The following is a 12463-nucleotide window of genomic DNA, read 5'->3' as shown; positions in this document are numbered from 1 at the left end:
CGCGTGCCGAGGGCACCGGGTGGCCCCCTCCGCTCATGTCCCCCGGCCTGCGGCCTCCTCCTTTACTTCGCTGCGGGGGCCACCCGGTGCCCTCGGCACGGGTAGCGCCGTTCTACGTCACCCCGACCGAATTGCGCGCTCTGGTGGCGTTGGTGCATGCCGTTTTCGGATGCCGCGTCGAGGCCGTCAAGCAGGCGGCGCGAGTGCCCGCTTGAGGATCTTTCCGGTCGGCGTGGTCGGCAGCGCAGCCAGGACCTCGATGCGCGACGGCCTCTTGTAGGCCGAAAGATGCTCCCGCAGGTGGGCTTGCAGTCCGCCGAGATCGAGCGTCGCGTTGGTCTCCGGTTCGATGAACGCCACGATCGCCTCGTTGCCGTCGGTTTCCGGCACTCCCACCACCGCGCTCAGATGCACACCCGGGAAGCGGTTGAGTACGCCCTCGACCTCGGCCGGGTACACGTTGAAGCCCGAGCGGATGATCATCTCCTTCAGACGGCCGACGACGAACAGCGCGCCATCGGCACCAAGCCGGCCGAGGTCGCCCGAGGCGTACCAGCCGCCGGGTCGCATGACCTGCTGCGTAGCGGCCGGGTCGCGGAAGTAGCCGAGCATCAGGCCGGCGCCGCGCAGCCAAATCTCGCCGACCTCGCCCGGCGCGGCGTCGCTGCCGCCCGGGGCGACGATGCGGGCCTCGGCGCCCTCGACCAGATAGCCTGCTGAAGTGTCGTCGCGCGCCACGCCGCGCCGGGTCAGAAACACCGAGCCCGCGTACTCCGACAAGCCGTAGCCGTAGTGCAGCGGCTGGCCGAACAGCGTCTCGACGCGCTGCTTGAGCCCGAGATCGAGCGGTGCCGAACCGGTGTAGAGGTAGCGCAGATGCGGGAAGGCCGGTTGCGCGCGTGTCTCTTCGACATGCGCCAGAAGCCGTGCATACATGGTGGGCGGACCTTGCAGGTTCGACACCTTCTCATGCGCCAGCGCCTGGAGCATGTCCGCGGGCGAGAAGCTGCTGCGCAGCACCAGCGATGCCGCCCCGCTCAGCGAGGCCATCAGCACCGTGCCGAGCCCGAAGATGTGCGTCATCGGCAGGAAGGCGTAGGCGCGGTCGTCGGCCGTGAGCGCACGCGATGCTGCCGACACGCGGCCGAAGTGCAGCAGCCCGCGGTGCGACACCATCACGCCCTTGGGCGTGCCGGAGGTGCCCGAGGTGAAGATGATGGCCGCGGTATCGGCCAACCCAGGGTCGGACTCCGGCGTGGCGCCGGTGCGCAATGGCGAACGCAGCACGCCGGGCAGGGCGCTCGGCACTGCCTCGGCGCGCTGCGCATGTTGCAGCGCCGCGGATGACACCCCGCTCGTGAAGTAGCAGAGCCGCGCATCGGCCCGCTCCACGATCGCAGCGATCTCGCCCGGCGACATGCGCGCGTTGACTCCGCAGGACCAGGCGCCCACGCAGCTGCAGGCCATGATCAGCGCGATGTGCGCGGCGCAGTTCTCCGCCACCAGAAGCACGCGGTCGGTGGGCCGCACGCCTGCACCGAGCAGGTCTTCGGCGGCAGCGTCGACCATGGACTGCAGCGCGGCGTACGAGGTGTTGCCGGCGGGCTCGTGCAGGAAGATGGCCTCGGGCGTTCGCGCCGCACGCAGCGCCAACAGTTCGTGGATTCGAGACGGCGCCACCTTATTCGGCCTCGATGCCCTTGGACACCGTGGCCCACAGCTTGCGGTCGGATTGCCCTTTCTGGTCGAGCACCGCAGGCGCCCCGGACCAGACCTCGTAGCCCTGATCGAGCAGCCGTGCCGCCACCGCCTCGCGTGCCAGCACCTTCACGGCAGCGGCGTTGATGCGCGCCACCAGTGCGGGGTCGATGCGGGCCGGACCGTAGAGGCCGAACCAGCCGCCGACGTCGAAGTCGGCAATGCCGGATTCGATCATGGTCGGCACCTCGGGCAGCATGCGGTTGCGCTGCCGCGATGTAACGGCGAGCGCGCGCACCTTGCCCGATTCGATAAAGGGCCGCGAGGTCGCGATGATGTCGAACATCATCGCCAGGGTGCCGCCCATGACATCGGACAGGGCCGGCGCGCTGCCCTTGTAGGCCACGTGCGCCATCGGCGCGCCGCTCATCTTCTCGAGCAGCGCGCCGCTCAGGTGGTTCGACGAACCGACCCCCGCCGAGCCGTAGAACACCTTCTGCGGATTGGCCTTGGCGTAGGCCAAAAGATCGGCGACGCTGCGCACCGGCAGGTCCTTGTTGACCACCAGCACGTTGGTGTAGGCCACCAGCGGCGCGATCGGCGTCAAGTCCTTCATCGGATCGAAGGGCATCTTGCGCTGCACGTTCGGGTTGATCGTGATCGTCGGGCTGGCGCCGAAGAACAGCGTGGTGCCGTCGGGCGCGGCCTTGGCGACGACATCTCCACCCATCGATCCACCCGCGCCGGGCCGGTTCTCGACGATCACCTGCGTGCCCAGCTCCTGCGCCAGCGCAGGGGCGAGCAAGCGCGCGGCGCCGTCGACCGGGCCGCCGGGCGTGTAGCCGACCACGAGCTTGACCAGCGTCGGCATCGGCGCCTGCTGGGCCATTGCCGGCAATGGCATGGCGAGTGGCCAGAGTGCGCCGGCGGTCAGCATGGCGAGCGCCTTGCGGCGCGATGCCCCCTGGGGAAGATGGGTCTGCAGATGGTTCATGTTGTCTCCTTGAAATGTTCTTTTTTGTGTGCCGTGCGACCTCAGCCCGGCAGGTCGAGCACCTGCCGCGCCAGGATGTTCCGCTGGATCTCGTTGGTGCCGCCATAGATCATTGCGGAGGTCGATCCGATCAGTGGCGAGAGTGCATTGAAAGGCTGGCCGTCGACGTCGACATCGCCGGCGATCGCGCCTTGTTCCTCGCTGGCCTCGACCAGCAGTGCGCCGATGCGGTGGTAGGTCTCGCTGGCAAAGATCTTCAGCAGCGACACCGAGGCAGGCAACGGCTTGCCGGCCTTCACGATGTTGGCGAAGCCCGTGTACGCGGCAGAGAGGTCGGCGACGTCGAGCCTGAGGGCCGTGTAGCGCTGCATGAACACCGGGTCCGCGAACAGCCGCCGCGCCCGCGCAAGGCGCGCCAGCTGGCCCAGCGCGTACTGCGACTGCTTCGGGCTGCCGAGGAAGATGCGCTCGAAGCCCAGCAGCGCCTTGGCGATGGTCCAGCCGCCGTGCAGCCGGCCCACCAGGTTCTCGGCCGGCACCCGCACGTTGTCGAAGAACACCTCGCAGAATTCGGGCTCGCCGGCGAGCGTGTGGATCGGCCGGATCGTGATGCCCGGCGTCGCCAGGTCGCACAGCAGGAAGCTGATGCCTTCCTGCTTCTTGGCGTCGCGGTCGGTGCGCACCAGCATGAAGATGTGGTTGGCGTCCTGCGCCAGCGTGGTCCAGATCTTCTGGCCGTTGACGACGAAGTGGTCGCCCTCGGCATCGCGGGCCTGCAGCGCCTCGGTGCGCAGGCCGGCGAGGTCGGAGCCGGCATTGGGCTCCGAATAGCCCTGGCACCACACATGCTCGCCGCTCAGGATGCGCGGCAGGAAGCGCTGCTGCTGGGCCGGCGTGCCATGCTGGATCAGCAGCGGCCCGATCATCACGATGCCCTGGTCGGGCGCGCGGGCCACGCCGTGCTGCTCGAATTCCTCGATCCAGGCGATCATCTTGTCGGCCGGCAGGCCCATGCCGCCGTGCGCCTGCGGCCAGGCCGGCGCGACCCAGCCCTGCGCCGACAGCGTGAGGTACCAGTCGCGCATCTCGCTCCAGCGCGCGCGGTGCGACAGGTAGCGCAGCTGCGCCGGGTAGCGCTGCTGCAGGAAGGCGCGCACCATGCGCCGGAAGTCGGGCTCGGGCATGGCGCCCCAGTCGGCCGTGCGCGGGAATTCGCCGGTCCAGGCGATCGCGTCGTTGGCCCGGGCGCCGGCCTCGGCCAGGGCGGCATAGCGGCGCTGGTGCGCCGTGGCGTTGCCGAGCCAGGCCGCAAGCCGCAGCGTGCGCTTGTAGAACAGGCTCAGGTCGCACTCCTGCGTGTAGCCGATCGCACCGTGCAGCTGCACCGCCGAGCGCGAGATCTGCAGTGCGGCCGCGCTGCAGCGTGCGTTGACACGGCTGGCCTCGGCCTCGAGCCGCTCGATCGGCAACCCCGGCTCGGCCGCCAGCGCCAGCACCTCGGCCAGGGTGGCGCGCGCCACTTCGAGCTGGATGAACATGTCGACCGCCCGATGCTGCAGCGCCTGGAAGCTGCCGATCGGCTTGCCGAACTGCGCGCGCGTGCGCAGGTAGGCCAGGGTCTGGTCGAGCATCGCCTGCGCCGTGCCCGTCAGTTCGGCGGCCTGCAGGATCTGGCCGGCGGCCAGGGCCTGGCGCAGCGCCTCGCGGGCGGTGGCGCCTTCGGCCAGCACGGCTTCGGCGGGCAGCGAGACGCGGTCGAAGCGCAAAGTGGCTGCCTGTTCGCCATCGACCAGCGGCGTCAGCGTCTCGGTCACGCCGGCGGTGCCGCGCGGCACCCACAGCAGCACGGTGTCGCCATCGCCGCGCGCCGACACCAGCCAGCCGCTGGCGGCCGCCCCCGGCAGCACCATCATCTTCTCGCCCTGCAGCAGCACGCGGCCCTGGGGATCGGCTTCGCAGCCGCAATCCAGCGGCACGTCGCTGAGGTCGCCCGCGCTTTCCTGCCAAGCCAGGGCAGGCAGGCTGCGGCCTTCGACCAGTTCGGACAGCAGCCTGCGGGCGGCGGCGCCGTCCAGGCGCCGCAGCAGCAGGGCGCCGAGGCCGGCCACGGCCAGCAGCGGCTCGGGCGCCACGTGCTCGCCGGCGGCGCGCAGCAGTTCCGCGGCGCCGGCCAGGTCGAAGGCCAGGCCGCCCGCGGACTCGGGCGCCAGCATGCCGGGCCAGCCCAGTGCGACCAGCTCGGACCAACCCGCCGCTTCGGCGCCGCGGCGGCTTTCGGTCAGTGCGCGGCAGCGGCGGATGCTGCCGCTGCGCTCGAAATAGTCCAGTGCCGCCTCGCGGATGGCGGCCAATGATTCGTGGTCCATGGTGTCCAGCTTGATGATTCGATCCGGGTTGGGAGCGTGCCAGAGCGGGCGAGCACCGACGTTCACGATTGCCGAAGGGAGCCTTCGGCAATCACAGACCGCGATCGCTGCAACGGGACTAGATTCGCGGGGTCGACATTTCGCGCACCCATTCCTCCATGACCAAGATCAAGAAGTCCCTGCACACCGAACTCGGCCACAGCACGCCCGACAAGATCACCGTTCGCGGGCGCGACCTGCCCTCCGAGATCCTCGGCCACCTGAACCTCGGCGACATGGCCTTTCTGGAGCTCACCGGCCGGGTGCCGACTCCGCAGGAATCGGTCACCTTCAACGCCATCGTGGTGACGCTGGTCGAGCACGGCATCACGCCGAGCGCGCTGGTCGCCCGCCTGACCTACGCCGGCGCGCCCGAGGCGCTGCAGGCCGCCGTGGGCGCCGGCCTCTGCGGGCTGGGCAGCGTGTTCGTCGGCAGCACCGAAGGCGCCGCGCGCATGCTGTACGAGGCGATCCCGCCCGGCACCCAGCCCACCCGGCCGCTGGCCGACCTGGCGCGCGAGATCGTCGCCGCCTACCGCGCCCGCAAGGAGATCGTGCCGGGCCTGGGCCATCCGCTGCACAAGCCGATCGATCCGCGCACGCCGCGGCTGTTCCAGATCGCGGCCGAGAACGGCCTGTCGAGCCACTACGTGGCGCTGATGCAGGCTGTGCAGGCAGAAGCCGAGCGGGCCTCGGGCAAGTCGCTGCCGATCAATGCCACCGGCGCCATCGGTGCCATCGCGGCCGAATTCGGCTTCCCCTGGCGCATCATCCGCGGCTTCGGCGTGATGGCGCGCGCCATCGGCCTGGTCGGCCACATCCTGGAGGAGATCGACGATCCGATGGGCGTCGAGATCTGGCAGCGGGTCGAGCGCGAGGCCGGAGGCCCACGCCAAGACTGAAAGGCCAGGCCATGACCGACCCGATCGACATCGCCCACCTGCAAACCTGGATCGGCCGCACCGAGACCCATGACGACCTGCTGTCGCCCTGGACCGCGAGCGCGCTGGCCGCCACCCTGCGCAACGACGACCAGCCCTGGCCGGCGGGCCGGGCGCTGCCGCCGCTGTGGCACTGGTGCTACTTCCTGCCGACCGCGCCGCAGATCCAGCTCGGCCCCGACGGCCATCCCGCGCGCGGCGGCTTCCTGCCACCGGTGCCGCTGCCGCGCCGCATGTGGGCCGGCAGCCAACTCGAGTTCTTCGCGCCACTGCCGCTCGGCGCGCCGGCGCGCAAGACCTCGCGCGTGGCTGACGTCACCCTGAAGCAGGGCAAGGCCGGCGCGCTGGTGTTCGTCAAGGTCGCGCACGAGGTGCATGCAGGCGACACGCTGGTGCTGCGCGACCTGCACGACATCGTCTACCGCGAGGCGGCGAAGCCGGGCGAATCGGCGCCGCCGCAGGTGCCGCCGGCCGATGCGGCCTGGTCGGTCGAGCACCGGCCCGACGCCACCCTGCTGTTCCGCTACTCGGCGCTCACCTTCAACAGCCACCGCATCCACTACGACCATCCCTACGTCACGCAGGTCGAGGGCTACGACGACCTGGTGGTGCACGGTCCGCTGATCGCCACGCTGCTGCTCGAGGCGGCGCAACAGCACAACCCGGGCCGGCAGGTGCTTGGCTACAGCTTCAAGGCCGTTCGCCCGCTGACCTGCGGCCGCCTGCTGCGGGTCTGCGGCCACGCGGCCGATGCCGACGGCAAGCTCGCACTCTGGGCCGAAGACGGCCAGGGCGCGCTGCTGATGCAGGCCAGCGCCGAACTCTCATCCTCCTGATCGCCATGACCGATTCCAATCCCCGCTACCCCGACATCCGCGATGCGGTGCGCGACCTCTGCGCCCAGTTCCCCAACGAGTACTTCCGCAAGGTCGACGAGGCCCGCGCCTACCCGGCCGAATTCGTCGACGCACTGACCAAGGCCGGCTGGATGGCCGCGCTGATCCCGCAGGAATACGGCGGCTCGGGCCTCGGCTTGACCGAAGCCTCGGTGATCATGGAGGAGATCAACCGCGCGGGCGGCAACTCGGGCGCCTGCCATGGCCAGATGTACAACATGGGCACCTTGCTGCGCCACGGCTCCGAGGCGCAGAAGCGCCAGTACCTGCCGAAGATCGCCAGCGGCGACCTGCGACTGCAGTCGATGGGCGTGACCGAGCCGTCGACCGGCACCGACACCACCAAGATCAAGACCACCGCGGTGAAGAAGGGCGACCGCTACGTCATCAACGGCCAGAAGGTCTGGATCTCGCGCATCCAGCACTCCGACCTGATGATCCTGCTGGCGCGCACCACGCCGCTGGCCGACGTCAGGAAGAAGTCCGAAGGCATGTCGATCTTCATCGTCGACCTGCGCGACGCCATCGGCCACGGGCTCACGGTGCGGCCGATCCTCAACATGGTCAACCACGAGACCAACGAGCTGTTCTTCGAGAACCTCGAGATCCCGGCCGAGAACCTGATCGGCGAGGAAGGGCAGGGCTTCAAGTACATCCTCGACGGCCTCAACGCCGAGCGCACGCTGATCGCGGCCGAGTGCATCGGCGACGGCTACTGGTTCATCGACAAGGTCACGGCCTATACCAAGGAGCGCGTGGTCTTCGGCCGCCCGATCGGCCAGAACCAGGGCGTTCAGTTCCCGATCGCCGAGGCCTTCATCGAGGTCGAGGCGGCCGACCTGATGCGCTACGAGGCCTGCCGCCGATTCGACGCCCGCGAGCCCTGCGGCGCCCAGGCCAACATGGCGAAGTACCTCGCCGCCAAGGCCTCGTGGGAGGCCGCCAACGCCTGCCTGCAGTTCCACGGCGGCTTCGGCTTCGCCTGCGAATACGACATCGAGCGCAAGTTCCGCGAGACCCGGCTCTACCAGGTGGCGCCGATCTCGACCAACTTGATCCTGAGCTACGTCGCCGAGCACATGCTCGGACTGCCGAGGAGCTTCTGATGCGGCCGCTCGAAGGCATCACGGTCCTCACGCTCGAGCACGCGATCGCGGCGCCGTTCTGCACCCGGCAACTGGCCGACCTGGGCGCCCGCGTCATCAAGGTCGAGCGGCCCGGCAGCGGCGACTTCGCGCGCGCCTACGACCAGCGCGTCAACGGCCAGGCCTCGCACTTCGTCTGGACCAACCGCTCCAAGGAGAGCCTCACGCTCGACGTCAAGCACCCGCAGGGCCAGGAGATCCTCCGGCGCCTCGTCGCCGAAGCCGACGTGCTGGTGCAGAACCTCGCGCCGGGCGCGGCCGCGCGGCTGGGCCTGTCGTTCGAGGCCTTGTCGCCGAAGCATCCGGGCCTGATCGTGTGCGACATCTCGGGCTACGGCGACGATGCGCAGAAGCCCGGGCCCTACCGCGACAGCAAGGCCTACGACCTCTTGATCCAGAGCGAGTCCGGTTTCCTGTCGGTCACCGGCACGCCGCAGGACATGGCGAAGGCCGGCTGCTCCATCGCCGACATCTCGGCGGGCATGTACGCCTACAGCAACATCCTCGCGGCGCTGCTGCAGCGCGGCAAGACGGGCAAGGGCTGCCGGATCGACGTCTCGATGCTCGAGAGCATGGTCGAGTGGATGAGCTTCCCGATGTACTACGCCTTCGACGGTGCCGAGCCGCCGCCGCGCGCGGGCGCCGCGCACGCGACGATCTATCCCTACGGCCCGTTCCAGGCCGGCGACGGCAAGCTGGTCATGCTGGGCCTGCAGAACGAACGCGAATGGCAGGTGTTCTGCGCCCAGGTGCTGGAGCAGCCGGCCCTGGCAACCGATGCGCGCTTTGCCTCCAACACGCAGCGCACTGCGTCGCGCGATGCGCTGCGCGAGATCATCGTGCAGGCTTTCGCGCCCTTCACCGCGGCGCAGATCATGCAGCGCCTCGATGCCGCGCAGATCGCGACTGCGCAGGTCAACACGATGCACGACGTCTGGCGCCACCCGCAGCTCGAGGCGCGCGGGCGCTGGACCGAAGTGGGCACCGGCGCCGGCCCGATCCCGGCGCTGCTGCCGCCGGGCGTGCCGCGCGAATGGGATGCACGCATGGATGCGGTGCCCACCCTGGGCCAGCATACCGATGCGATCCTGGCGCAGTGCGGCTATGACGCGGACGCCATCGCGGCACTGCGTTCGGACGGCGCCGTGTGAGCAACGAAACCTTTTCGACCGAGACCCTTGCCATGAGCACCAACGACCACCCGAGCCAGGCGCTCGCCACCTTCGCCGCCGAACTGACGTTCGAGCGCATTCCCGATCACGTGCTGCGCCGCGCCGAAGACCTGATGCTCGACTGGCTGGGCTCGGTGCTCGCCGCCCGGTCGGCGCGTCCGGTGCAGGCCATCCAACGCTTCGCCGAGATGATGGGCCCGGCCGAAGGGCCGAGCGAGGTGCTGATCTCGCGCCGCACCACCTCGCCGGTGTTCGCCGCGCTGGTGAATGCCGCTGCCTCGCACTACGTCGAGCAGGACGACGTCCACAACGGCTCGGTGTTCCACCCGGCGGCGGTGGTGTTCGCACCGGCGCTGGCGACCGCACAGGCGCTGGGCGCGAGCGGCGCGCAGTTGCTCACCGCGGTGGTGGCCGGCTACGAGGTCGGCATCCGGGTCGGCGAATTCCTGGGCCGCTCGCACTACCGCACCTTCCACACCACCGCCACGGCCGGCACGCTGGCGGCCGCGGCGGCGGTCGGCCGGCTGCTCGAACTCACGCCGGCCCAGATGCTGCACGCCTTCGGCTCGGCCGGCACGCAGTCGGCCGGCGTCTGGGAGTTCTTGCGCGATGCCGCCGATTCGAAGCAGCTTCACTGCGCGCATGCGGCCGCGAGCGGGCTGATGTCGGCCTACCTCGCGAAGGATGGCTTCACGGGCGCGCAGCATGTGCTCGAAGGCGCGCAGGGCCTGGGTGTGGGCATGTCGACCGATGCCGATCCCGCGCGCCTCGTCGATGGGCTGGGCACGCGCTGGACGCTGGCCGAGACTTCGTTCAAGTACCACGCCTCCTGCCGCCACACGCATCCGGCCGCCGATGCGCTGCTGCAGGTCATGAGGCGCGAGCAGCTGCAGCAGGGCGACATCGCGCGCGTCGTGACCCACGTCCATCAAGGGGCGATCGACGTGCTGGGCCGCGTGGTCGTGCCGACCACCGTGCACCAGGGCAAGTTCTCGATGGGCACGGTGCTCGGCCTGATCGCGGTCCATGGCCGAGCCGGTCTGACCGAATTCGACCGCGACTTCCTGGCGCCCGAGGTGGCTGCCTTCCGCGACAAGGTCATGATGGAGCTCGACCGCGAGGTCGACGCCGCCTACCCGGCGCGCTGGATCGGCAAGGTCAGTGTCACGACCACCGACGGGCGCACCTTCTCGGGCCGGGTCGACGAACCGAAGGGAGACCCCGGCAACACGCTGAGCCGGGCCGAGATCGAGGACAAGATGAAACGGCTCGCCGCCTATGGCGATGCCGCCACGCCGCAGGAGGCGCAGGCGCTGTGCGATGGCATCTGGTCGCTGGCGAGTGCGCCGCGCTTCGGACGCCTTTTGGCGTAGGTTGGGGCGGGATCACGCCGACGGCGTACTCTGCTCCGCGAATGTCCCCCGGCCTGCGGCCTCCTCCTTTATTTCGCTGCGCAGAGCACACCATCGACGTGATCCGTCACGGCGGTGGTTCATCCTTGGCCAGCACGACACGACGCTACCCGTGACGAGGGCGCCGGGTGGCCCCCGCAGCGAAGTAAAGGAGGAGCCGAAGGCGGGGGACATGAGCGGAGGGGGCCACCCGGCGTCCTCGGCACACGCCCCGGACAACCTGGTGCCCACGGCTCGCATCACTGGAGACTCGACATGACACAAATCGCCCGAAGCCTGCTCTTCGTACCAGGCCATCAACCCACGCGCTTCGACAAGGCCTGCCAGAGCGGCGCCGACGCGGTCGTGCTCGATCTCGAGGATGCGGTGCCGCTCGACCGCAAGGACGAAGCGCGCACGCAGGTCGCCCACTGGCTCGGGGCGCGTGGGCGCGATGGCGGCTCGATCGTCGGCGTGCGCATCAACGCCGCCGACACGCCTTGGCACGCCGCCGATGTCGCGATGTGCGCACAGGCTCGTGTCGCCGCCTTGATGCTGCCCAAGGCCGAAGACGCGGCCGTGCTGCGGGCCATCGCCGCGGCGCTGCCTTCGTCCGTGCTGTGGCCGCTGGTCGAGACCGCGCGCGGCATCGACCAGCTCGGCGCGATCGCGGCAGTGCCCCGGGTCCAGCGACTGGTCTTCGGCTCGATCGATTTCCAGGCCGACCTGGGCATCGAAGGCGAGGGTGTCGAGCTGCTTCTGTTCCGCTCGCAGATCGTGCTGGCGTCCCGCCTGGCTGGACTGCAGCCGCCGGTGGATGGCGTCAGCACCTCGATCGACGATCCGGCCAGTGTCGAGGCGGACGCAAGGCAGGCGCGGCGCCTGGGGTTCGGCGCCAAGCTCTGCATCCATCCGAAGCAGGTCGAGACCGTCAACCGCGGTTTCTCGCCGACGCCGGCACAGCTCGAATGGGCGCGGCGCGTGATCGAAGCCGATGCGGCCAGCCGCGGCGCGCCGGTCGCGGTCGACGGCAAGATGGTCGACCGCCCCGTGGTGCTCAAGGCGCAGGCGCTGCTCGCCGCGGCCGACCGCGGCTGAGCCGCCCGCGCGTTCAGGCGAACAGGCACCCGTGGCCCGGCGAGCGCGCGTCGAGCCCGGCGCTTCGCACCAGGTCCCAGAAGCCCGCGGGCGAACTCGACACCACCGGCACGCCGTAGCGGGCCTCGACCTCGCGCACCGCATCGAGCGTGACCAGCCCGCCGCACGAGATCAGGATGCCGTCGGCGCCCGGACTCGCTTCGAAGACGGTCGCGCAGAGGTCGACCAGCACGGCGGTCGGCACTTCGCCGACCGCCTGCACGTCGGAGATCGACAGCCCCTGCAGCGCCAGCGGCTCGAAGTCGCTGTCCTCGAGGTAGCGCCGCAGATGCACGTTGACTTCGTCGATGTAGGCGGTGGCCACCGCGACCCGCCGCACGCCGAGGCTGCGCAGGCCGCCGACGATGGCGTTGCTCATCGTGCTGCAGGGCAGCCCGATGGCGCGGGCCATCTCCTGCTGCAGCTCGCGGTTGAATGCGGCGCCGCGAAAGAAGCTCAGCGAGGTGCCCATCAGCGAGACGGCGGCCACGCCTTCGGCCTTGAGTTCGAGCGCTTTCTCGACCACCGAGTCGATCACCTCGGTGTAGCCGCGGGTGGAGATCTCGCCGAGGCCGAGCCCGCGGGCGCTGAAGCGGATGCGCTCGCCGTACAGCAGCGGGCCATCGACCGGCACTGCGCCGGCGGCCGGGGGAACGATCAGGCCCAGGTGCGCTTGCGTCATCG

The 12463-nt window shown here is 70.0% G+C and carries 10 protein-coding genes; 6 read left to right on the top strand and 4 right to left on the bottom strand.

The window, feature by feature from the left end:
• Positions 1-186 precede the first annotated feature (186 nt).
• From QTI68_RS28280 to QTI68_RS28270, 3 genes are read right to left on the bottom strand one after another with little or no spacing between them, the layout of a single operon-like run.
• On the bottom strand, positions 187-1680 hold the full coding sequence (locus QTI68_RS28280; RefSeq protein WP_286526449.1) for a class I adenylate-forming enzyme family protein: 1494 nt from the start codon (positions 1678-1680) through the stop codon (positions 187-189).
• 1 nt (position 1681) lies between these two features.
• Positions 1682-2692 (bottom strand): Bug family tripartite tricarboxylate transporter substrate binding protein, encoded by a 1011-nt coding sequence (locus QTI68_RS28275; protein ID WP_286526448.1) that lies wholly within the window; start codon positions 2690-2692, stop codon positions 1682-1684.
• Between the two features lie 41 nt (positions 2693-2733).
• The gene (locus QTI68_RS28270; RefSeq protein ID WP_286526447.1) at positions 2734-5058 is read right to left on the bottom strand and encodes an acyl-CoA dehydrogenase family protein; all 2325 of its coding nucleotides are present in this window, start codon (positions 5056-5058) and stop codon (positions 2734-2736) included.
• A gap of 158 nt (positions 5059-5216) precedes the next feature.
• Between QTI68_RS28270 and QTI68_RS28265 the strand changes: the two genes are divergently transcribed.
• The 6 genes from QTI68_RS28265 (at position 5217) to QTI68_RS28240 (ending at position 11740) form a co-directional block, all read left to right on the top strand.
• Positions 5217-5999, top strand: coding sequence for a citryl-CoA lyase (locus QTI68_RS28265; RefSeq protein WP_286526445.1), 783 nt, complete (start codon positions 5217-5219; stop codon positions 5997-5999).
• 11 nt (positions 6000-6010) lie between these two features.
• Positions 6011-6874: an HTD2 family dehydratase gene (locus QTI68_RS28260; RefSeq protein ID WP_286526444.1), complete on the top strand. Its 864-nt coding sequence runs from the start codon at positions 6011-6013 to the stop codon at positions 6872-6874.
• A gap of 5 nt (positions 6875-6879) precedes the next feature.
• Positions 6880-8040 carry an acyl-CoA dehydrogenase family protein gene (locus tag QTI68_RS28255; RefSeq protein WP_286526443.1) on the top strand — a complete coding sequence of 387 codons (1161 nt, stop codon included), beginning with the start codon at positions 6880-6882 and terminating at the stop codon, positions 8038-8040.
• Positions 8040-9230, top strand: coding sequence for a CaiB/BaiF CoA transferase family protein (locus QTI68_RS28250; RefSeq protein ID WP_286526442.1), 1191 nt, complete (start codon positions 8040-8042; stop codon positions 9228-9230). The genes QTI68_RS28255 and QTI68_RS28250 overlap by 1 nt, the downstream gene beginning before the upstream one ends.
• Positions 9231-9262: 32 nt before the next feature.
• Positions 9263-10624, top strand: coding sequence for an MmgE/PrpD family protein (locus QTI68_RS28245; protein WP_286526441.1), 1362 nt, complete (start codon positions 9263-9265; stop codon positions 10622-10624).
• 294 nt (positions 10625-10918) lie between these two features.
• On the top strand, positions 10919-11740 hold the full coding sequence (locus QTI68_RS28240) for an HpcH/HpaI aldolase/citrate lyase family protein (protein ID WP_286526440.1): 822 nt from the start codon (positions 10919-10921) through the stop codon (positions 11738-11740).
• A 13-nt stretch (positions 11741-11753) separates the two neighbouring features.
• On the opposite strand, the gene QTI68_RS28235 is transcribed toward QTI68_RS28240, so the two are convergent.
• Positions 11754-12461, bottom strand: a complete 708-nt coding sequence (locus QTI68_RS28235) for an arylmalonate decarboxylase (protein ID WP_286526439.1) — start codon at positions 12459-12461, stop codon at positions 11754-11756.
• Positions 12462-12463: the final 2 nt, after the last annotated feature.

This window comes from Variovorax sp. J31P207, from assembly GCF_030316965.1.
In the GTDB taxonomy this organism is placed as follows: domain Bacteria; phylum Pseudomonadota; class Gammaproteobacteria; order Burkholderiales; family Burkholderiaceae_C; genus Variovorax; species Variovorax ginsengisoli_B.
Note: the sequence above shows the minus strand (reverse complement) of the source record. Positions and strands in the feature narration are given on the sequence as shown.

Excerpts from the sequence above, each read along its gene's own strand:
- QTI68_RS28275 (WP_286526448.1), bottom strand. The coding sequence starts at position 2,692 with ATGAACCATCTGCAGACCCATCTTCCCCAGGGGGCATCGCGCCGCAAG.
- QTI68_RS28270 (WP_286526447.1), bottom strand. The coding sequence starts at position 5,058 with ATGGACCACGAATCATTGGCCGCCATCCGCGAGGCGGCACTGGACTAT.
- QTI68_RS28265 (WP_286526445.1), top strand. The coding sequence starts at position 5,217 with ATGACCAAGATCAAGAAGTCCCTGCACACCGAACTCGGCCACAGCACG.
- QTI68_RS28260 (WP_286526444.1), top strand. The coding sequence starts at position 6,011 with ATGACCGACCCGATCGACATCGCCCACCTGCAAACCTGGATCGGCCGC.
- QTI68_RS28255 (WP_286526443.1), top strand. The coding sequence starts at position 6,880 with ATGACCGATTCCAATCCCCGCTACCCCGACATCCGCGATGCGGTGCGC.
- QTI68_RS28250 (WP_286526442.1), top strand. The coding sequence starts at position 8,040 with ATGCGGCCGCTCGAAGGCATCACGGTCCTCACGCTCGAGCACGCGATC.
- QTI68_RS28245 (WP_286526441.1), top strand. The coding sequence starts at position 9,263 with ATGAGCACCAACGACCACCCGAGCCAGGCGCTCGCCACCTTCGCCGCC.
- QTI68_RS28240 (WP_286526440.1), top strand. The coding sequence starts at position 10,919 with ATGACACAAATCGCCCGAAGCCTGCTCTTCGTACCAGGCCATCAACCC.
- QTI68_RS28235 (WP_286526439.1), bottom strand. The coding sequence starts at position 12,461 with ATGACGCAAGCGCACCTGGGCCTGATCGTTCCCCCGGCCGCCGGCGCA.